The sequence below is a fragment of the Nonomuraea sp. NPDC049709 genome, from assembly GCF_040674815.1.
GTDB lineage: Bacteria > Actinomycetota > Actinomycetes > Streptosporangiales > Streptosporangiaceae > Nonomuraea.
Genome location: NZ_JBFANM010000031.1, coordinates 40,542 through 59,914 on the forward strand (window position 1 = coordinate 40,542; position 19,373 = coordinate 59,914).

Genomic DNA, 19,373 nt, shown 5'->3' on the forward strand with positions numbered 1-19,373 from the left:
CCGGAGGATGTTTCTGGGGGGACGACAGCGTCTCGGCTGCTAGCCGGCTGTGACGCTGCTCGGCGTAAAGGGTGTTCTCGTCCGGAAACCGGGCGGGAGCACCCTTTTTGCGTGTTGGTGGACACTCCGGTGGATTGCCGCATTCGTCTGTGGGGCAGGCTGCGATCACAGGGGGGATCATGAAACGCAAACCGGGGATCATAGCCTGCGCGTTGCTGGCCGGCGTCCTGGCGGGATGCGGCGGCGGGGGAGCGGAGAGCTTCATCGACGCGCAGGCCATGGCACAGTTGCGCGAGGTGCTCAGCAAGGAGCCGCGCCTGCCGGACGGCTTCACGGCCAGGCCGGAGCAGGCGTGGCGGATGCCGTTCGGGCAGGCGGACCGGAACTGCCGGGCCCTGCTGGAGCCGGCCGGGGGGCGGGCACCGGGGCAGGCGCTGACCGCGCAGGCGGCCGTCAGCTACCACGGCGACGGGCTTGGGGAGCAGGCCGGGGTGGGACTGGCCCGATACGCGAACGAGCGGGCCGCGGGACACCTCGACGACCTGGCCAGGGCCATGGGGTCGTGCCGCGTCGTACGCACCTCCAGCGGCACCTACCTGCGGCTGCAGGAGCTCGAGGTACGGAACTCGGGGGACGAGTCCGTGGGCGCGCGGCTGCGCGGGCGGCTGCACGGCTACCCGTACGCGATGGACGTCGTGCTGTCGCGCGTGGGCGACACGCTGGTGTCCGTCGTGCACACGGGCATGAATGACGTGGACGCCGCTCGTACCGACGAGGTGGTCGAGGCGGCCATTTCCATGGTCAGCGCCTAACCTAGAGCCCGTGACTCTCGATCCTGAAGACAGCAAGATCATCACGCTGGCCCGGGCCGCTCGGGCGCGCAACGGCTCGGCGGAAGGCGCGGCCGTGCGGGATGAGACCGGCCGCACCTACTCGGCGACGAACGTGGCGCTGAGCGCGCTCACCCTGTCCGCGGTGCAGGTGGCGGTGGCCATGGCGATCTCCGGCGGCGCGCGGTCCCTGGAGGCCGTGGCGCTGGTGAGCGAGGGGGCGCCGAGCCCCGCCGACGAGGCGGTGGCCGCCGAGCTGGGCGTCAAGTCGCTGCTCGTGGCCGGTCCCGACGGAACGCTGCGGGGCTGACGTGCCGATGTCGCCGTTCCTGGCGAGACTGCGGGAAATCGTCGGGTCCGAGCTGCTCATGCTGCCGTCGGTGTCCGGGTTCGTGTTCGACGAGGCCGGCCGGCTGTTGCTGGCCCGGCACGGCGACGTGGGGCTCTGGGCGGCGCCCGGCGGCGGCGTGGACCCGGACGAGCGGCCCGAGGCGGCGGTGGTCAGGGAGCTGCGCGAGGAGCTCGGCATCGAGGTGGAGGTGCGGGGCCTGATCGGGGTCTACGGCGGCCCCGAGTTCCGCACCGTCTACCCCAACGGTCACCAGGTCGGCTACGTGATCGCGGCCTACGCCTGCGCGCTGGCCCCCGGTTCGGCCGGGCCCGAGCCCGACGGCGTGGAGATCAACGACTTCCGGTGGTTGTCGGAGCAGGAGCTGCCCGGCTACGACACGACCCCGTGGACGCCCGGCGTGGCGCCCCAGGCGTTCGCCTGGTGGCGTGAACACGCCCGCTGATGGGACAGAATGCAGTACGTGACTTCGCCAGACAACCATCGCGCCGGATTCGCCTGCTTCGTGGGGAGGCCGAACGTCGGCAAGTCCACGCTGATGAACGCCCTGGTCGGCACGAAAGTGGCGATCACCTCGTCCAAGCCGCAGACGACCAGGCGTGTCATCAGGGGCATCGTGCACCGCCCCGACGCGCAGCTCATCATCGTCGACACGCCGGGCCTGCACCGTCCGCGCACGCTGCTGGGCGAGCGGCTCGACAGCCTGGTGCTGTCCACGCTGACCGAGGTGGACGCGATCGGCTTCTGCGTGCCGGCCAACGAGCCCATCGGCAAGGGTGACCGGTTCATCGCCGACAAGCTGTCCGCGGTGAAGAAGACGCCCGTGATCGCGGTGGTGACCAAGTGCGACCTGGCGAGCCGGGATCAGATCGCCGAGCAGCTGGTGGCGGTGTCGCAGGTGGCGGAGTTCGCCGCGATCGTGCCAGTGTCGGCGCAGTCGGGCGAGCAGCTCGACGTGCTGGCGGACGTGCTGATCGAGCACCTGCCGGAGTCGCCGCCTCTCTACGAGGGCGGCCGGCTCACCGACGAGCCCGAGCAGGTGCTGGTGGGTGAGCTGATCAGGGAGGCGGCGCTGGAGGGCGTCCGCGACGAGCTGCCCCACTCGATCGCCGTGGTCGTCGACGAGATGGTGCCCCGCGAGGGGCGCGATGACCTGCTGGACATCTACGCCCACCTGTTCGTGGAGCGGCCCTCGCAGAAGGCCATCGTCATCGGGCACAAGGGCGAGCGGCTGCGCGACGTGGGCACCAGGGCCCGCAAGCAGATCGAGGCGCTGATGGGCACGCGGGTTTATCTTGACCTGCGCATCAGCGTGGCCAAGGACTGGCAGCGCGATCCCAAGCAGCTGCGCCGGCTGGGCTTCTACGACTGATCCGCGTCACGGGCGGCGGAAGAGCGCCAGGAGCGACAGCAGGACCACCGCCACCGCGCAGCCCAGCGCGCCGAACCAGCCGAACCTGATCACCGGCTCGATCGACAGCAGCTCGCCGAGGTCGATGGAGATCCGGTCCTGCAGGCCGCTGCCGTCGGTCACGAACAGCACCAGCACCAGCAGGGCCACCCCGCCGGGCACGACGGCCAGCGCGGCGAGCCTCGGGTGGGCGAGCGTGCCCACCAGGCCGCAGCCCAGCGCCACCAGCCCGGCCAGCAGGGTGTAGACGCCGAAGGTGTCGTCGATGCCGCGCACATCGCTGGCCACCCCGCCGCCGATGAGGCTGCTCGTGGCCTGCAGGCCGGCCCAGGGCAGGACCGCGCAGAACACCAGGAGCGCTCCGGCGGCCATCACGGCCAGCGGGTAACCGCGGCGGACTCTCGGTCGGGCGGGCGTGGGCTTGAGGTCGTCGGCCACACGATCACTGTAAGCCCGGCTCGCGCCGCTCACCACCGTACGCAACGGAGTCGTCACCAGGGCGCGGCCGGGTCCGGCGGCTCGCCCGCCACAGCCGTGCGCTCGCCCCACTCCAGCCTGGAGCGCAACCGCACCGCGTCGTCCGCCAGGGCGGACACCAGCGTGCCGGGGCCGGCCAGCGGGAGCACCGCGACGCCCTCGGCCACGGCCGGCTCCTTCGCGGCGGCCGTCAGGAACGTGGTGCCGACGCAGCGGGCGGAGCCGTACACGGCGGGGGAGGGGTCGAGGTCCGGGTCGCCGACCGTGAACTCCTGCCTGAGCAGCGGCAGGCCGTCGCGGGTGGCGTCGAAGCGGGCGTGACAGCGGCCCGGCGCCTCGCCGTGGCGGCCGAAGACGATCTCCTCCCGCCAGAGCACGTACGCGTCCGCCTCCAGCGCGAGGCGTACCAGGAGGCGGTGCCGGCTGCCGGCGGCGAGCACCGTCGGCTCCGGGGCGAAGCGCAGCGTGGCGCCGGCGCCCACGCGGGCGGTGACCAGCAGCTCGGACTCGCCCTCGCCGGGCAGGACCAGCGTGGCCGCGACCGAGCTCAGCTCCAGCGTGGTGCGGGGCGCGACGTACAGGTCCAGGGCCAGCCGGTCGCCGCCGAGCGGGCCCGCCGCGGTGGAGACCAGGTGCACGGTGGACGGGCCCGTCTGGCGCAGCGTCAGCGGCGGCGCCGAGGCCAGGCGGCTGACCACGGTACGGCCGTCGTCCCCCCGCGCGGTCGCCACGGCGGCGCTCGCGCTCATGGCGCGGGGCATTACGAGACGGGGGCCGCGTGGCTGTGGGACCAGGCGTGCACCTGTTCGGAGACCCAGGTGGCGACCGTGCCGGCGGTGGGGTCCTGCCGGATCGAGGTGAACAGCACCGGCCGCTCACCGCGTACGGCCGCCGCGTCGCGCGCCATCACGCCCAGGTCGGCGCCCACCATCGGGGCCAGGTCGGTCTTGTTGACGACCAGCAGGTCAGCCGTCGTCACGCCGGGGCCGCCCTTGCGCGGCACCTTGTCGCCGCCCGACACGTCCAGCACGAAGATCTGCCGGTCGGCCAGCCCCCGGCTGAACGTGGCCGTGAGGTTGTCGCCGCCGCTCTCCACGATCACCAGGTCCAGCGGGCCGAAGCGGTATTCCAGGGTCTCCACGGCGTCGAGGTTCGCGGCGATGTCGTCGCGGATGGCGGTGTGCGGGCAGCAGCCGGTCTCGACGGCCAGGATGCGCTCCTGGTCGAGCACGCCCGCCCGGCGCAGGAAGTCGGCGTCCTCGGTGGTGTAGATGTCGTTCGTCACCACGCCCAGGGACAGCGTCGGGCCCAGGGCCCGGCACAGGGCGGCCACCAGGGCCGTCTTGCCGCTGCCCACCGGGCCGCCCACGCCCAGGCGCAGCGCCCGGCCGCGGCCGTCGGGGGTGTGGTGGTGGTCGTCGTGATTGGCTCCCATGCAGGGTTCCTTCCTCAGGAGACGAAGAGCCGGACCTCGGCCTGAGCGTGTTGCTCGGCGAGAAGGTCCAGCGCGGGGGCTGAGTACGCGGGCAGGGTCTCCCAGCGGGGACCCGGAGTGGTCAGGGCCAGGCAGGACTGCGCGGCGACGGCGGTGAGGTCGGAGCTGAGACCGGCCAGCAGGGCGTGCACGGCCACCGGGTCGAGGCCCAGGAGCCGGACCGCCGCCGTGGCCGGCCCGCTGACCGCGTGGTACGCCGCCGCCAGCGCCGCCTCCTCCGGCGTGGCCCCGGCGGCGTGTGCGGCGGCGCCGAGGGCGATCGGATGATGAGGGCTCGGCGTGGCCCGGGCCAGTTCGTGCAGCACCGGTGACGGCCACACCCGGCGGGCGACCCGGAGCAGCAGCCTGCCCTGCGTGCGGGAGGCGTCCCGCTGCGCGGGGGCGGCGGTCCTGGCGTCCACCTCGGCGTCCAGCGCCGTCCAGCCGGCGGACGTGGCGTTCTGAGCGGCCTCGGCGCAGGCCGCCGCGGTCAGGGCCGCGGTGACCGCGCCCGCGGTGTGCAGGCGGCCGCGCAGGAACGACGCCAGGGACGGCACGTCGTGCACCGCCCCCGAGACGATGGCGCGTTCCGTGCCGCCCGAGTGGGCGTGCCCGCCGGCCGGGAGGCGGGAGTCGGTGAGGAGGAGCAGGGCGGGATGCATCAGAACAGGAAGTACCGCTGGGCCATGGGCAGGGTGGTGGCGGGGGCCGGTTCGATGAGGGTGCCGTCGACCCGGACCTCGAAGGTGTCGGGCGACACCTCGATCCGCGGCAGCGCGTCGTTGAGCGGCATCGACGACTTCCCCCTCCGCCGTACGTCCTCGACCGGCGCCAGGCGACGCCGGACCGCCAGCCGGTCCGCGATCCCCGCCTCCAGGGCGAGGGGCGAGACGAAGTGCAGCGAGGTGGCCGCGGCCGTGACCGGCGAGGCGCCGAACATGGGCCGGGGCAGCACCGGCTGCGGCGTCGGGATCGAGGCGTTGGCGTCGCCCATCTGGGCCCAGGCCACCACGCCGCCCTTGAGCACCAGGTCGGGCTTGACCCCGAAGAAGGCCGGGTCCCACAGGACGAGGTCGGCGAGCTTGCCGCGCTCGACGGAGCCGACCTCGGCGTCCAGGCCGTGGGCGATGGCCGGGCAGATCGTGTATTTGGCGATGTAGCGGCGGGCGCGGAGGTTGTCGGCCGGGCCCGCCGCCACGTCGCCGAGCGAGCCGCGGCGGGCCTTCATGACGTGCGCCGTCTGCCACGTACGGATGATCGTCTCGCCGATCCGGCCCATGGCCTGCGAGTCGGAGCCGATCATCGAGATCGCCCCCATGTCGTGCAGCACGTCCTCGGCGGCCATCGTCGTCGGCCGGATGCGCGACTCGGCGAAGGCCAGGTCCTCGGGGATCGACGGGTTGAGGTGGTGGCAGACCATCAGCATGTCGAGGTGCTCGTCGAGCGTGTTGACGGTGTGCGGCCTCGTGGGATTGGTGGAGGAGGGGAGCACGTTGGGGTAGGCCGCCACGCGGATGATGTCGGGCGCGTGCCCGCCGCCCGCCCCTTCGGTGTGGTACGCGTGGATCATCCGGTCGCCGATGGCCTTGAGGGTCGATTCGACGAAGCCGGCCTCGTTCAGCGTGTCGGTGTGGATCGTGACCTGCACGCCGGAGGCGTCGGCCACGCTCAGGCAGGCGTCGATGGCGGCCGGCGTGGTGCCCCAGTCCTCGTGCAGCTTGAAGCCGGAGGCCCCGGCCCTGAGCTGTTCGAGCAGGCCGTCGGTGCTCACGGTGTTGCCCTTGCCGAGCAGCGCGAAGTTCAGCGGGTAGGAGTCGAGCGACTCCAGCATCCGGGCCAGATACCAGGTCCCGGTGACGGTGGTGGCCTTGGTGCCCTCGACCGGTCCGGTGCCGCCCCCGACGATCGTGGTGACACCGGACCCGATCGCCTCGTCGAGGAGCTGCGGGCAGATCAGGTGCACGTGCGAGTCGACGGCCCCGGCGGTGAGGATCTTGCCGTTGCCCGCGAGCACCTCCGTGGACGGCCCGATGACCAGGTCCACGCCGTCCATCGTGTCGGGGTTGCCCGCCTTGCCGATGGCAAAGATGCGGCCGTCGCGGATGCCGACGTCGGCCTTCACCACGCCCCAGTGGTCGAGGATCACCGCGCCGGTGATGACCAGGTCGGCCGCGCCCTCGGCCCGGGTGGTCCTGGCCTGGCCCATGGACTCGCGGATGACCTTGCCGCCGCCGAAGACGGCCTCGTCGCCGGGCCCGGCCGGGCCCATGGACAGGTCCTCGGTGACCTCCACGAACAGGTCGGTGTCGGCCAGGCGGATCCGGTCGCCGGTCGTGGGCCCGTAGAGCGCCGCGTAGCGGGCGCGCGAGATGCGAGCTCCGTCAGTCATCGAGCGGCCCCGCCCACTCGGGCCGCAGGCCCGGCACCACCCGGTGGCCGGCCAGCGGCACCAGAGTCACGTCGCGCTCGACGCCCGGCTCGAACCTGACGGCCGTGCCGGCGGGTACGTCGAGCCGCATCCCCCAGGCCGCCTTCCGGTCGAACTCCAGCCCCGGGTTGGCCGCGGCGAAGTGGTAGTGCGAGCCCACCTGCACCGGCCGGTCGGCGGTGTTGACCACCCGCACCGTCACCCGCTCGCGCCCGGGGTTGAGCGCGATCGTCCCCTCGGGGTGCACGTATTCGCCGGGGATCACGGGATCGGCCTGTGCACGGTGACCAGCTTCGTGCCGTCGGGGAAGGTGGCCTCGATCTGCACGCTGTCCAGCATCTCCGGCACGCCCTCCATGACGTCGGCCCGGCCGAGCACCGAGCGCCCGGCCTCCATCAGGTCGGCCACCGTGCGACCGTCCCTGGCGCCCTCCATGAGGAACGACGCGATGATGGCGGTAGCCTCGGGGTGGTTGAGCCGAAGGCCCCGGGACTGGCGCTCGCGCGCCACCCCGGCGGCGACGTGGATGAGCAGCCGCTCCTGCTCGTGTGAGGTAAGCCGCATGGCCGGACCATAGGAACCGGCCGTTTCCTCGCTGTTGCCGGGGGATGTCGTGTTGGTTTCGCCACTTGGTGAATAACGACATGACGGGTTTTGTGCATTTGTGAACGTTTGGCAATAGCCAATTAACGTACGGGATCTTCCAGCGAAATGTCGCGGAGTCACCTTTCTCGCAGAACTGGTCGGCAGGAAGGAACGGCTGTGCGCATCTCCAGCCCGATTGTCTCCGCGCTCCTCGTCTTAGCCCTCGCGGCCTGCGGATCCGGCGCCGAACCCGCCGCCGAGTCCAACGAGATCAAGGTCGGCCTCCTGCACTCCCTCAGCGGCACGATGGCCATCAGCGAGGTCACCGTGCGCGACGCCGAGCTCCTCGCGATCGACGAGATCAACAAGGCCGGCGGCGTGCTCGGCAAGAAGCTCGTCCCCGTCGTGGAGGACGGCGCGTCCGACTGGCCCACGTTCGCGGAGAAGGCCACCAAGCTCATCCGGCAGGACAAGGTCGCCACCGTCTTCGGCGGGTGGACCTCGGCCAGCAGGAAGGCGATGCTGCCGGTCTTCGAACGGTACAAGGCGCTGCTGTGGTATCCGGTGCAGTACGAGGGGCTGGAGAGCTCGCCGTACATCTTCTACACCGGCGCCACCACCAACCAGCAGATCATCCCGGGCCTGGACTACCTGAAGGAGCAGGGCAAGAAGAAGGTGTTCCTGGTCGGCAGCGACTACGTCTTCCCGCGGACCGCGAACAAGATCATCAAGGCGTACGCGGCGGCGAACGGGATGGAGATCCTCGGCGAGGAGTACACGCCGCTGGGCCACACCGAATACTCCACGCTGGTCAACAAGGTCGTCCAGGCCAAGCCGGACGCCGTCTTCAACACCCTGAACGGCGACAGCAACGTCGCCTTCTTCAAGCAGCTCAAGAGCGCGGGAGCCACGGCCGAGAGCATGCCCGTCCTGTCGGTGAGCATCGCCGAGGAGGAGGTCACCGGCATCGGCGTGGACAACATCGTGGGCCACCCCGTCGCCTGGAACTACTACCAGACCACCGAGACCCCGGCCAACGAGGCCTTCGTCAAGGCGTACAAGGCCAAGTACGGGCAGAACAAGGTCACCAGCGACCCCATGGAGGCCGGCTACAACGCCGTCTACCTGTGGGCCGAGGCGGTCAAGAAGGCGGGCACGACCGAGGTCGAGGCGGTCAAGAAGGCCGCGCCGGGCATCGCGCTCGAACGCCCCGAGGGCCTGGTCACCATCGACGGCGAGAACCAGCACATGTACAAGACCGCCCGCATCGGCATCATCCAGCCGGACGGCCTGATCAAGCAGGTCTGGGACTCCGGCAAACCGATCAAGCCGGACCCGTACCTCAAGGGCTATCCCTGGGCGACCAGCCTGTCCGCGGGGCAGTGATGTCGGCCTTCGTCAACCAGCTCCCCATCGGGCTGTCGATCGGGGCGGTGCTGCTGCTCATCGCGCTCGGCCTGACGTTCACGTTCGGGCAGATGGGCGTGATCAACATGGCGCACGGCGAGTTCATCATGGCGGGGGCCTACACCGCGTTCCTGGTGCAGGACCTGGTGCTGGCCCTGCCGGTGGCGTTCCTGGTCGCCGGGGTCATGGGGCTCGTCCTGGAGCGGGCCGCGATCAGGCACTTCTACGGCCGGCCGCTGGACACGCTGCTGCTCACCTGGGGCGTCAGCCTGGTGCTGCAGCAGCTCGCCCGCGACCTGTTCGGCGCCCCGAACGTGCAGGTGACCGCTCCCTCCTGGCTGTCGGGAGGGGTGGGCATCCTGCCCTACAACCGGATGTTCATCATGGGGCTCGCGGTGGCCGGCGTGGTGGCGGTCTGGGTCTACCTCACGCGTACCGGGCTCGGCCGCCGGACCCAGGCCGTGGTGCAGAACCGGCAGCTCGCCGCCACCAGCGGGATCGACACCGGCCGGGTGGACATGCTGACGTTCTTCATCGGGTCGGGGCTGGCGGGCGTGGCCGGGGTGGCACTGACGCTCATCGGGCCCGTCGGGCCCGCGCTCGGGACGTACTACATCGTGGACGCGTTCCTGGTCGTCGTGGCCGGCGGGCTCGGGCAGCTGCGCGGGGCGGTGCTCGCGGCCATCGGCCTCGGCCTGCTGAACTCCTACGCCGAGTTCTGGTCGGACGCGTCGCTGGCCAAGGCGATCGTGTTCGCCGTGATCATCGCCTTCCTGCAGATACGGCCGCAGGGCATGTTCGTGCTGAGGTCGAGGGTGCTCACATGATCAAGCGACATCTGCCCTTCGCGACCATCGCCGTGATCGCGCTGGTGGCCGCGCCGCTGCTGCTGGAGCCGTTCCGGCTGGGGCTGCTGGCCAAGTACCTGTGCTACGCGATCGTCGCGCTCGGGATCGGGCTGGCCTGGGGGCAGGGCGGCATGCTCGCGCTCGGCCAGGGCGTGTTCTTCGGGCTCGGCGGCTACGCCATGGCCATGTACCTCAAGCTCACCGAGGCCGGATACGCCGACGGGGGCGGGCTGCCCGACTTCATGGTGTGGAGCGGGGTGGAGGAGCTGCCCGCCCTGTGGGTGCCGTTCGCGAACCCGGTCTTCGCGCTCGGCATGGCGGTGCTCGGGCCTGTGGCGCTCGCGCTGATCCTGGGCACGCTGGTGTTCCGGCAGCGGGTGCGGGGGGCGTACTTCGCGATCCTCACCCAGGCGCTGGCCGCCGCCATGGTCATCCTGCTCGTCGGCCAGCAGGGGCTGACCGGCGGCACCAACGGCATGACCAACTTCTTCGAGCTGTTCGGGCAGGACCTCGCCGAGGACTCCACGCAGCGCGGGCTCTACCTGGTGGTGGCGAGCGTGCTCGGGGTGCTCTACCTGGCCACCCGGCAGCTCGTGAACAGCCGGTACGGCCGCCTGCTCGTCGCCGTGCGCGACGGGGAGGACCGGGTGCGCTTCCTCGGCTACGACCCGGCCCTGGTCAAGACCGTCACCTTCGCCGCCTCGGCGGGCATGGCCGGGCTGGCCGGAGCCCTGTTCGTGCCGGTCGTCGGCATCATCTCGCCCGCGCTGCTCGGCGTCGTGCCCTCGCTGGAGCTCGTCGTCGCGGTGGCCGTGGGCGGGCGGCACGTGCTGGCCGGGGCCGTGCTGGGGGCCGTGGCCATGGGGTACGCCAAGACGGCGTTCAGCGAGCAGTTCGCCGACGGGTGGCTCTACCTGCAGGGGGCCCTGTTCATCCTGGTCATGACGCTGGCCCCGAAGGGGATCGCCGGCATCCTGGGGAGGTTGCGGCGTGCTCGAACTACGTGACGTACAAGTGGTGTTCGACGGCTTCCGCGCGCTCGACGGCGTGGACCTGACCGTGCCCGAGGGCGAGCTGCGCTTCCTCATCGGGCCCAACGGGGCCGGGAAGACCACGCTCATCGACGTCATCACCGGCCTGACCAGGCCGGCTGCGGGCAGCGTGCGGTTCGGCGAGCACTCCCTGGTCGGCCGGAAGGAGCACCAGATCGTCCGGCTCGGCATCGGGCGCACCTTCCAGACGTCGGTCGTGTTCGAGGCGCTCACCGTGCTCGAGAACCTGGACCTGGCCGCCAGCTTCCGCAAGCCGCTGTGGTCGCTGGCCAGGCGGCGCCGGGGCGTGTCGGACGCCGTCGAGGAGGCCCTGGCCAGGACCGGGCTCGAAGAGCTCGCCGAGCGTTCAGCGGGCGTTCTCTCGCACGGCCAGCGCCAGTGGCTGGAGATCGGGATGCTGCTGGCGCAGCGGCCCAGACTGCTGCTCCTGGACGAGCCGGTGGCCGGCATGTCCAAGGACGAACGCGAGCGCACGGGCGAGCTGCTCACCCAGATCGCCGACGACCACACGGTGATCGTGGTGGAGCACGACATGGAGTTCCTGCGGCGGCACGCCTCGAAGGTGACCGTGCTGCACGAGGGCAAGGTGCTCGTCGAGGGGTCGGTGGATCAGGTCAGCGCCGACCCGCGCGTGCAGGAGGTCTATCTGGGGAGGAGGGCCAGCGATGCTGTCGGTAACCGGCCTTGAGTCGGGGTACGGGAGGGCCCGCGTGCTGTTCGGGGTCTCGCTCGAGGTCGAGCCCGGGCAACTCGCGTGCGTCATGGGGCGCAACGGGGTCGGCAAGACCACGCTGCTCAACACGATCATGGGGGTGCTGCCCGCCACGGCGGGCACGGTGACGTTCGACGGCCGCGACGTCACCAGGCTCAAGCCGCACGAGCGGGTGCGCCTCGGCATGGGGTACGTCCCCCAGGGCCACCAGTGCTTCCCCCAGCTCTCCGTCATGGGCAACCTGCTGGTGACCGTGGAGGCCGCCAAGCAGCCCAGGTCGGCCATCGACGAGGCCCTGGACGTCTTCCCCGCGCTCAGGCCGCTGCTCAAGCGGAGCGCCGGGCACCTGTCGGGCGGCCAGCAGCAGCAGCTCGCCATGGCCCGCGCCCTGGTGACCAGGCCCAGGATGCTCATCCTCGACGAGCCGACCGAGGGCATCCAGCCGTCGATCATCCTGGAGATCGAGGCGGCCATCGAGCGGCTGCACGCCTCCGGGCTGGCCGTGCTGCTGGTGGAGCAGTATCTGGACATCGCGCTGCGGCTGGCGGACACCTTCGTCATCCTCGACGGCGGGCACGTCGTACGCACGGGGACGGCCGAGGAACTGCACCGCGAGGACGTCCGCCGCCTGCTGGCCGTCTAGGCGGTCGTCCAGGCACGGGCCGTCCGGACGATCTCCTCCAGGTGGTCGCTGTGCGCGCCGTGCCAGTAGATCTGGCCGCAGTTCGCGCAGCGGCCGTAGGCGTCGTAGTGGCGCCGGGTGCCGGCCTCCAGCAGGGGCTCGACCTCGTCCTTCGGAACGGGCACCAGCTCGCCGTTGCAGGCCGTGCAGCGCGTCCACGGGCGCAGCGGCGGGGCGAAGCGTTCGAGCAGGTCGCGGAGCTGGTCGGCGGGGGCGGAGCCGCGGACGTACGCGCCCAGCCACAGCGCGCGGCGGCGCAGCAGGCCGCGGTCCTGGGTGAGCAGCACCCGCCGCTCCTCGTTGGCCTGCACCACCAGCGCCGGGTCGTCCATGTCGTTGTGGTAGGCCGCGTCGATGCCCAGCAGGCGCAGCCGCCGCGCCAGCGTGCCCAGGTGCACGTCGAGCAGGAAGCGCGGCTCCTCCGGCAGCTGCTGGGGCCGGGGGACCGGGTGCACCTCGACCACGTCGCCGGGCACGAGCTGGTACGCCGGGGCCACGCCCCGCCCGTTCACCACCATGGGGCCGACCTCCGTCAGCGGGACGCCGATCGACTCGACGTGGTGGCCGAGCGTGGAGGTGCCGTCCGGGGTCACCTCCTGCCACTCCTGGCGGCGGCTCACGGGCAGGAACATCCTCAGCTCTGGGGAGATGCGCAGGCGTGCGGTCGTCACGCTGTCCATTCTGTTCCACCGGATAGCGTTAATTCATGTCCATATCGCGCCGCTCCTTCCTCGGGCTCGCCGTGCTGGCCGGTGGGTGCTCGGCGGGTGACGGCGGGCTGCCGGAGCTGCGGCTGGCGACGGGGCTGGCGGGCGGGCCGTACGGGCAGTTCGGGGACCGGCTGGCGGAGGAGTTGCGGCGTGGTGGGCTGAGGGTGCGGGTGCTGCGGACCGCGGCCAGCGTGCAGAACCTCACGATGATGGCCGACGGGCGCGCCGACGCCGGGTTCGCGCTGGCCGACAGCGCCGACGACGCGGTACGCGTACGCCACCAGCCCGTCTCCGCCCTGGCCCGGATGTACATGAACTACGTGCACCTGGTCGTCGCCGCCGGCTCCGAGATCGCCACGGTGCGGCAGCTGGCCGGGCGGGCCGTGTCCATCGGCGTCGAGGGGTCGGGCACGGCGGTGACCGCCACCCGGGTGCTGGCGGCGGCCGGGCTGGAGCGGCCGCCCGAGATCGCCCGGCTGGAGCTGGACGCCTCCGTCGCGGCCCTGCGGAGTGGCCGGATCGAGGCGTTCTTCTGGTCGGGCGGCGTGCCCACGCCCGCGCTGGCCGAGGCCGGCGGCATCCGCCTCGTGCCGCTGGAGCCGCTGGTGCCGGTGCTGCGGCGGGTGTTCGGCCCCTTGTACGAGGACGCGTCCGTGCCCACCGGCACGTACGGGGGCACCAGGCCCGTGCCGACCATCGGCACTCCCAGCTACCTGATGTGCCGGACCTCGCTCCCGGCCGACCTGGCGTACACGATCACCGAGACGCTCTTCCATGCCCGTGACCGCCTCCAGGCCCCGTCGGCCCCCGGCGGGCGGCTGGACGAGCGGTATGCCATCGGCACCGGTGTCGTGCCGCTGCACGCGGGCGCGGCCCGCTACTACCGCACCGCCTACGGCTGAGGCAGCCGGAGCTCCACCACGAGCCCGTGCGGTTCGGCGGGGAGCAGGCGCAGCGTGGCGCCGCATGATCGGGCCAGTTCGGCGGCGATGGCCAGGCCCAGGCCGCTGCCCGGGACGTTCGCGTGGGCGCCGGATCGCCAGAAGCGGCCCAGCGCCTCCGCACGTTCCTCCTCGCCCAGCCCCGGCCCGTCGTCGGCCACCCGCAGCACCCGGTCGGCCAGCGTGACGGTCACCGTGCCGCCCGGGGGCACGAACTTCTGGGCGTTGTCGAGGGCTATGTCGGCGATCCTGGCCGCCGTCTCGGGAACGACCGACGTTTCGGAAATGTCGGTCACCAGCCGCACTCCCTTCGCCCCGTACACCTCCCGCCACGCCGCCAGCCGCGGCCCCAGCTCGATCTCCTTGCCCTCGACCCCCGCGCCCGCCTCCACCCTGGCGAGCGCCAGCAGGTCCTCCACCAGCAGTGCCAGCCGGTCCAGCTCCGCCATCGCCTCCTCGTACTCGGCCGTGCCCTCGCCGCGCAGGTGCGGCTCCAGGTTCTCCATCCGCAGCCCGAGCACCGTGAGCGGGGTGCGCAGCTCGTGGGAGGCGTCGGCCACGAACGCCCGCTGCCGCTCCATCGCGCCCGCGACGGCGTCCGCCATCGCGTTGAAGCGCTCCTCCAGCCGCCGCAGCTCCGAGGGGCCCACGCCGGGATGCGCCCGCGCGTCCATCCGGCCCTGCGCGATGGCCTGCGTAGTGCGGTCGAGCTCGGTGACCGGCCGCAGGATCCAGCGGGCCAGCCGCCTGGCCACCAGCACCGCGTAGGCCAGCGTGACCAGCGCGCCCAGCGCCAGCGCCGCCCACACCAGCGTCACGTCCACCCGGGCGCGGTCCGCCGGGGCCTGGAGCAGCACCACGCCGGACAGCTGCGCGTCCCGGCCGGCCGGCTCGGCGAGCAGCACCGTGGCCGGGCCGAACGGGCTGATCGTGGGCAGGTCCTCGGTCGTGCGGCCGGACAACGCCAGGCGCAGCGCGTCGCGGTCGTCGGCCTCGAAGCGGCCGGCGGTGAGGAGGAGGGAGCCGTCGCGGTCGCGCACGCGCACGGCGGCGCCGTACAGGTCGGCGTAACGCGTGATCTCCGCCAGCAGCCCGGAGCGGTCCCCCTCCCGCGCGGCCTGGTCGGCCAACTCCGCGAAGCGGGTGGCGTCGGCGCGGCGGTCGAGGAGCAGCCGGTTCGTACGGTGGGAGGCGTAGGCCAGGCCCAGCGGCACCGCCAGCGCCGCGACCAGGACCACGATCAGCGTCGTGAACGTGACCACCAGCCGGGAGTTCACGCCGTCGAGCCCAGCCGGTAGCCGGTCCCGCGCAGCGTCTCCACCAGGCCGGGACGGCCGGTCTTCGAGCGCAGGTTGGCCACGTGCACGTCCAGCGACCGGGACGCCGACAGCAGCGGGTCGCCCCAGACCTCGTCGAGGATCTCCTCCCTGCCGCGCACCACGCCCGGCTCGCGCGCCAGCAGCGCCAGCAGGTCGAACTCCCGCCGCGTCAGCGTCACCGCCTCCCCGGCCACGGTGACCTGCCTGGACTCCAGGTCGATGCGCACGTCGCCGACGCTCACCACGTCGTCGCGCGGCGGGCGCGGCCGGGTGCCGCGCCGCACCACCGCCTCCATGCGGGCCATCAGCTCGACCGTGCGGAACGGCTTGACCAGGTAGTCGTCGGCCCCCGACCGCAGGCCGCGGAGCACCTCGCGCTCCTCGGTACGGGCGGTGACCACGATCAGCGGCACCGCCGACACCCGGCGCAGGCGGCGCAGCACGTCGAGCCCGTCCATGTCGGGCAGGCCCAGGTCCAGCAGGACGAAGTCGACGCCCCCCGCCAGCCGGAGGGCGTCGACGGCCAGCCCCGCCCGGGTGATCTGGTGGCCGTGCCGGGCGAGGGCCGTGGTGAGCGCTGAGGCGAGCCGATCGTCGTCCTCGACCAGGAGAACCCGCATGTCGCCAGGTTAGACGCGGGCGGGCACCGATTCCGCCGTGGCCTGCTCGGCCCGCGAGAGCGCGGCGTCCCTGGTCTCGCGCATGGTGAGGTAGACGACGAGGGACACCGCGGCGCAGCCCGAGACGTACCAGAAGAAGCCGGATTCGAGGCCGCTGTCCTTGAACCACAGCGCCACATACTCGGCGGTGCCGCCGAACAGGGCGTTCGCGATCGCGTAGGGGAGCGCCACGCCGAGGGCACGCACGTTCGTGGGGAAGAGCTCGGCCTTCACCACGGCGTTGATCGAGGTGTAGCCGGTGATGATGAGCAGCCCGGCGAGCGAGAGCACCAGCCCGCCGCCGAACCCGCTGACGCCGCCGAGCGCGGTCATGAGCGGCACCGTCCCGATCATCGACCCGATCCCGAACGTGATCAGCAACGGCCGCCGCCCGATCCGGTCCGACAGCGCCCCCGCCAGCGGCTGCAGGCACATGAAGACGAACAGCGCGCAGAAGCTCACCAGCGTGGCCGTCTCCTTGGCCAGGCCGGCGGTGTTCGACAGGTATTTGGTGAGGTAGGTGGTGTAGGTGTAGTACGCGACCGTGCCGCCCATCGTCAGGGCGATGACCAGCAGCGCCTCCCTCTTGTGGGTGAGCAGCTGCGCGATCGTGCCGCGGCCGGCGCTCGTGTCCTCGCGCTCCTCCTCGTCGTACGCCTCCGTCTCCAGGAGGCTGCGGCGCAGGTAGAACACGACGGCCGCGGCCGCCGCGCCGACCACGAACGGGATGCGCCAGCCGTAGGAGTTCAGGGCCTCCTTGGACATCGTGTTCTGCAGGATGATCTGCAGGCCGAGGCCGACGAGCTGGCCGGCGGTCATGGAGACGTACTGGAAGCTGGAGGCGAAGCCGCGGCGGCCGCGCGGGGTGGCCTCGGTGAGGTACGTGGCGCTGGCGGCGTACTCGCCGCCGACCGACAGGCCCTGCAGCAGGCGCGCCACGACCAGCACCAGGGCGCCGAAGTAGCCGACCGCCTCGTACGTGGGCGCGATCGCGATCAGCAGGGCGCTGGCCGACATCAGCGTGACGGTGAGCGTGAGCGCCGCCTTGCGGCCCTTCCTGTCGGCGTAGCGGCCGAGCAGCCAGCCGCCGAGCGGGCGCATGAAGAAGCCGACGGCGAAGATGGCGGCGGTGTTGAGCAGCTTCGCCGTGTCATTGCCCTCGGGGAAGAAGGCGGCGGCGAAATAGACGGCGAAACTGCTGTAGACAAACCAGTCGTACCACTCGACCAGATTGCCGACGGAACCGCCGATCACGGCCTTCCATGGCACGCGTGCCTTGCTCACGAAGCACCTCCGGGGGCTCTTGGGGGGAGTAGTGGCTGGTCAGAGCCTTACGCCAGAAGGATGTTCGGACAAGGGAGGAGGGGTCAGATCTAACGTCCGCTTAACATGAGGTTCTTACGCGTGCTTAACCTCAACGCAACGGCGGGTTGGCATTCTTCGCGCGTTCGAGCGCCAGCACGTCCCACCACTCGCCGCTCGGCGGGGACACCACGCCGCGCTCGGGGTCCTCCTGGCCGTCCGTGCCGCGCCGGCACCGGCCGTTGGAGGTGCCCGGCCGGGCGATCCACAGGTACGCGTCCACCAGCTCCTCGCCCGTTTCGGTGGTCGGCCGCTCGCCCACGCCCCTGCCCGGCGGGTTGCACCACGTCTGGGGGTCCTCGTAGTGCTTCTCCGGGGCCCAGGAGCCCTGGCCGTTCCTGCTGGTGTCCACCACGAAGTGCGGCATGGTCGCCGGGTCCACGTCGGCGTCCCGCGGGCAGGCCGTTCCGCCCGTGCTCAGCCGGATGCCGATGCAGGCGGACAGGGCCTTGCCGTACTCGACGCTCTTGTCCGTGCGCTGGTAGCCGCCCGTGTTGACGAAGAACCCGTCCGCCTTGTCGATCCCGGCGCCGATCAGGCGCTCGGCCATGATCTCGGTGCCGGGCCAGAAGTCCTGGCTGCCGTCCAGGTAGACGGCCGTGCGGGGGTTCGACTTGAGCGTCCGCACGGCCTGGCGGAGGTCCTTGTAGCGCTGGTCCGCCGAGCCCGGCATGGCGCACTTCTCGGTGCCGGGCATCCTGACCAGGCTGCCCGGCTCCAGGATGATCACCGATTTCGACCGGCCTATCTGGCGGGCGATGCCCGCGATCCACTCCTGGTAGGCGGGCATGGCCGACCCGGTCGTCGGGTGGCACTCGTTGCCCGGCAGGTAGCTGATCAGGAAGACCGGAACGCCGCCCGCCTGATCGGCCGCCGTGATCGTGCCGTCCACCTTGGCCCTGACCTCCGGCTGGTTGAGGCGGATGGCGAAGGGGACCTGGGCCAGCTTGCGCATGAGCTCGGCGTCTGCCGGGCGGTCGTCCTTCCACAGGTTCGCCTGGCGGGCGGCGCCCGGTTCTTCCGGGGCGTAGAAGGTCACCGGCTCGGGCGCCCTCAACGGGTTCTGCGGGGTGGCGGGCGGCGTCGTGGTGCCGTCACCGGTGGCGTCTCCGGCCCGCGCCGTGGTGGCGGGGAGGCCGGTGCCGCTCCCGCCACCACGCAGGACGACGGCCGCCGAGATGCCGGCCGCCACCACCGCCACGGCGGCGACGGCGGCCACGAGCCTGCGCCGCCCGGCCGTCGCGGGGTGGGTGGGGCCCGTGTTCCCGGTGCCGGTGACGTCGGAGGATTGATCAGGGGGCAGAGGCGGGGTGCCCGCGCTCAGGCGGTCCATCAGGTCCTGGGCCGTCGGGCGCTCCGACGGCTCCTTGGCCAGGGCCGACGCCACCAGGTCGCGTAACGGCCCCGACAGCCCGCGCAGGTCCGGCGGCTCGTTCACGATGCGGTACAGGACGTTCGGCACGGGCCCGGTGCCGAACGGCGGCGCCCCGCCGGCCGCGAAGGCGACCGTGCAGCCCCAGGAGAAGATGTCCGAGGCCGGCCCGATGTCGTTGCCCGACACCTGCTCGGGCGACATGTACGACGGCGTCCCCAGGACCGCGCTGCTCATCTCGGCGTCGGCGAGCTGCGCGACCCCGAAGTCGATGACCTTGGGCCCCACCTGCGAGAGCAGCACGTTCGACGGCTTGAGGTCGCGGTGCACGACGCCGGCCTGGTGGATGGCCCGCAGCGCCATCGCCATCGCGGCCGCCAGCCCGTCGAGGGCCGAGCCCGTCAAGGGGCCCGAGGCGCGCACGGCAGCGCCCAGGCTGAGGCCCTCGACGTATTCGGTGACCAGGTACGCGACGTCCCCCCGTACGTCGGCGTCGAGCACGGGCGCGGTGCAGAACCGGGCGACCCGCTTGGCGGCGGCCACCTCCCGGGCGAAGCGCCGCCGGAAGCCGGGATCGGTGTCCAGCCTGGCGTGGATCAGCTTGACCGCCACCCGCGTCTCGGACGAGTCCAGGCCCAGGTAGACGACCCCCATGCCGCCCTCGCCCAGCCTCCCGAGCAGGGTGTACGGCCCGACCTCGCGCGGATCGCCGTCTCTCAACGCCTCCAAGGTCATGGAACGTCAGGTTAGCCCGG

The 19,373-nt window shown here is 72.1% G+C and carries 22 protein-coding genes; 10 read left to right on the forward strand and 12 right to left on the reverse strand.

Annotated features, from left to right (window positions below):
* Nucleotides 1–179: 179 nt before the first annotated feature.
* From AB0J69_RS29260 to era, 4 genes are read left to right on the forward strand one after another with little or no spacing between them, the layout of a single operon-like run.
* Nucleotides 180–812, forward strand: a complete 633-nt coding sequence (locus AB0J69_RS29260) for a hypothetical protein (protein ID WP_364123455.1) — start codon at nucleotides 180–182, stop codon at nucleotides 810–812.
* Between the two features lie 10 nt (nucleotides 813–822).
* Entirely contained in the window at nucleotides 823–1,140 is a 318-nt protein-coding gene (locus AB0J69_RS29265; RefSeq protein ID WP_364123457.1) for a cytidine deaminase, read from the forward strand.
* 7 nt (nucleotides 1,141–1,147) lie between these two features.
* Nucleotides 1,148–1,624, forward strand: a complete 477-nt coding sequence (locus AB0J69_RS29270) for an NUDIX domain-containing protein (protein ID WP_364123631.1) — start codon at nucleotides 1,148–1,150, stop codon at nucleotides 1,622–1,624.
* Nucleotides 1,625–1,633: 9 nt separating this feature from the next.
* Entirely contained in the window at nucleotides 1,634–2,551 is a 918-nt protein-coding gene (era, locus tag AB0J69_RS29275; protein ID WP_364123459.1) for a GTPase Era, read from the forward strand.
* A 6-nt stretch (nucleotides 2,552–2,557) separates the two neighbouring features.
* Here the strand turns inward: era and AB0J69_RS29280 are convergent, their stop codons facing one another.
* The 7 genes from AB0J69_RS29280 to AB0J69_RS29310 are packed head-to-tail and all read right to left on the reverse strand — an operon-like array spanning nucleotide 2,558 to nucleotide 7,533.
* Nucleotides 2,558–3,028: a hypothetical protein gene (locus AB0J69_RS29280; RefSeq protein ID WP_364123461.1), complete on the reverse strand. Its 471-nt coding sequence runs from the start codon at nucleotides 3,026–3,028 to the stop codon at nucleotides 2,558–2,560.
* Nucleotides 3,029–3,081: 53 nt separating this feature from the next.
* The gene (locus AB0J69_RS29285) at nucleotides 3,082–3,816 is read right to left on the reverse strand and encodes an urease accessory protein UreD (RefSeq protein WP_364123463.1); all 735 of its coding nucleotides are present in this window, start codon (nucleotides 3,814–3,816) and stop codon (nucleotides 3,082–3,084) included.
* A gap of 11 nt (nucleotides 3,817–3,827) precedes the next feature.
* Nucleotides 3,828–4,502, reverse strand: a complete 675-nt coding sequence (gene ureG / locus AB0J69_RS29290; protein WP_364123465.1) for an urease accessory protein UreG — start codon at nucleotides 4,500–4,502, stop codon at nucleotides 3,828–3,830.
* A 14-nt stretch (nucleotides 4,503–4,516) separates the two neighbouring features.
* Nucleotides 4,517–5,203 (reverse strand): urease accessory UreF family protein, encoded by a 687-nt coding sequence (locus AB0J69_RS29295; RefSeq protein ID WP_364123467.1) that lies wholly within the window; start codon nucleotides 5,201–5,203, stop codon nucleotides 4,517–4,519.
* On the reverse strand, nucleotides 5,203–6,930 hold the full coding sequence (locus AB0J69_RS29300) for an urease subunit alpha (protein ID WP_364123469.1): 1,728 nt from the start codon (nucleotides 6,928–6,930) through the stop codon (nucleotides 5,203–5,205). Before AB0J69_RS29300 ends, AB0J69_RS29295 begins: the two co-directional genes overlap by 1 nt.
* Entirely contained in the window at nucleotides 6,923–7,234 is a 312-nt protein-coding gene (locus AB0J69_RS29305) for an urease subunit beta (RefSeq protein ID WP_364123471.1), read from the reverse strand. The genes AB0J69_RS29300 and AB0J69_RS29305 overlap by 8 nt, the downstream gene beginning before the upstream one ends.
* The gene (locus AB0J69_RS29310) at nucleotides 7,231–7,533 is read right to left on the reverse strand and encodes an urease subunit gamma (protein WP_364123473.1); all 303 of its coding nucleotides are present in this window, start codon (nucleotides 7,531–7,533) and stop codon (nucleotides 7,231–7,233) included. The genes AB0J69_RS29305 and AB0J69_RS29310 overlap by 4 nt, the downstream gene beginning before the upstream one ends.
* Before the next feature lie 198 nt (nucleotides 7,534–7,731).
* On the opposite strand from AB0J69_RS29310, the gene urtA reads away from it, so the two are divergent.
* Genes urtA through urtE form a run of 5 tightly spaced genes read left to right on the forward strand, consistent with a single transcriptional unit; the run spans nucleotide 7,732 to nucleotide 12,216 of the window.
* The gene (gene urtA / locus AB0J69_RS29315) at nucleotides 7,732–8,940 is read left to right on the forward strand and encodes an urea ABC transporter substrate-binding protein (protein WP_364123475.1); all 1,209 of its coding nucleotides are present in this window, start codon (nucleotides 7,732–7,734) and stop codon (nucleotides 8,938–8,940) included.
* Entirely contained in the window at nucleotides 8,940–9,788 is an 849-nt protein-coding gene (gene urtB / locus AB0J69_RS29320) for an urea ABC transporter permease subunit UrtB (RefSeq protein ID WP_364123477.1), read from the forward strand. The genes urtA and urtB overlap by 1 nt, the downstream gene beginning before the upstream one ends.
* Nucleotides 9,785–10,816, forward strand: a complete 1,032-nt coding sequence (gene urtC, locus AB0J69_RS29325) for an urea ABC transporter permease subunit UrtC (protein ID WP_364123479.1) — start codon at nucleotides 9,785–9,787, stop codon at nucleotides 10,814–10,816. Before urtB ends, urtC begins: the two co-directional genes overlap by 4 nt.
* Nucleotides 10,800–11,549 carry an urea ABC transporter ATP-binding protein UrtD gene (gene urtD / locus AB0J69_RS29330; RefSeq protein WP_364123481.1) on the forward strand — a complete coding sequence of 250 codons (750 nt, stop codon included), beginning with the start codon at nucleotides 10,800–10,802 and terminating at the stop codon, nucleotides 11,547–11,549. The genes urtC and urtD overlap by 17 nt, the downstream gene beginning before the upstream one ends.
* Nucleotides 11,527–12,216, forward strand: coding sequence for an urea ABC transporter ATP-binding subunit UrtE (urtE, locus tag AB0J69_RS29335; protein ID WP_364123483.1), 690 nt, complete (start codon nucleotides 11,527–11,529; stop codon nucleotides 12,214–12,216). The genes urtD and urtE overlap by 23 nt, the downstream gene beginning before the upstream one ends.
* Here urtE and AB0J69_RS29340 read toward each other — a convergent pair.
* Nucleotides 12,213–12,935 (reverse strand): Mut7-C RNAse domain-containing protein, encoded by a 723-nt coding sequence (locus AB0J69_RS29340; protein WP_364123485.1) that lies wholly within the window; start codon nucleotides 12,933–12,935, stop codon nucleotides 12,213–12,215. The two genes, urtE and AB0J69_RS29340, sit on opposite strands and share 4 nt — an antisense overlap.
* Nucleotides 12,936–12,961: 26 nt before the next feature.
* On the opposite strand from AB0J69_RS29340, the gene AB0J69_RS29345 reads away from it, so the two are divergent.
* Nucleotides 12,962–13,867, forward strand: coding sequence for a TAXI family TRAP transporter solute-binding subunit (locus AB0J69_RS29345; RefSeq protein WP_364123487.1), 906 nt, complete (start codon nucleotides 12,962–12,964; stop codon nucleotides 13,865–13,867).
* On the opposite strand, the gene AB0J69_RS29350 is transcribed toward AB0J69_RS29345, so the two are convergent.
* The 4 genes from AB0J69_RS29350 to AB0J69_RS29365 all read right to left on the reverse strand — a co-directional run bounded on the left by AB0J69_RS29350 (nucleotide 13,858) and on the right by AB0J69_RS29365 (nucleotide 19,353).
* Nucleotides 13,858–15,183 (reverse strand): HAMP domain-containing sensor histidine kinase, encoded by a 1,326-nt coding sequence (locus AB0J69_RS29350; protein ID WP_364123489.1) that lies wholly within the window; start codon nucleotides 15,181–15,183, stop codon nucleotides 13,858–13,860. The two genes, AB0J69_RS29345 and AB0J69_RS29350, sit on opposite strands and share 10 nt — an antisense overlap.
* Nucleotides 15,180–15,845 carry a response regulator transcription factor gene (locus AB0J69_RS29355; protein WP_364123491.1) on the reverse strand — a complete coding sequence of 222 codons (666 nt, stop codon included), beginning with the start codon at nucleotides 15,843–15,845 and terminating at the stop codon, nucleotides 15,180–15,182. The genes AB0J69_RS29350 and AB0J69_RS29355 overlap by 4 nt, the downstream gene beginning before the upstream one ends.
* Nucleotides 15,846–15,854: 9 nt before the next feature.
* Nucleotides 15,855–17,168 carry an MFS transporter gene (locus tag AB0J69_RS29360; protein ID WP_364123493.1) on the reverse strand — a complete coding sequence of 438 codons (1,314 nt, stop codon included), beginning with the start codon at nucleotides 17,166–17,168 and terminating at the stop codon, nucleotides 15,855–15,857.
* A 130-nt stretch (nucleotides 17,169–17,298) separates the two neighbouring features.
* Nucleotides 17,299–19,353: a glycoside hydrolase family 6 protein gene (locus tag AB0J69_RS29365; protein WP_364123495.1), complete on the reverse strand. Its 2,055-nt coding sequence runs from the start codon at nucleotides 19,351–19,353 to the stop codon at nucleotides 17,299–17,301.
* Nucleotides 19,354–19,373: the final 20 nt, after the last annotated feature.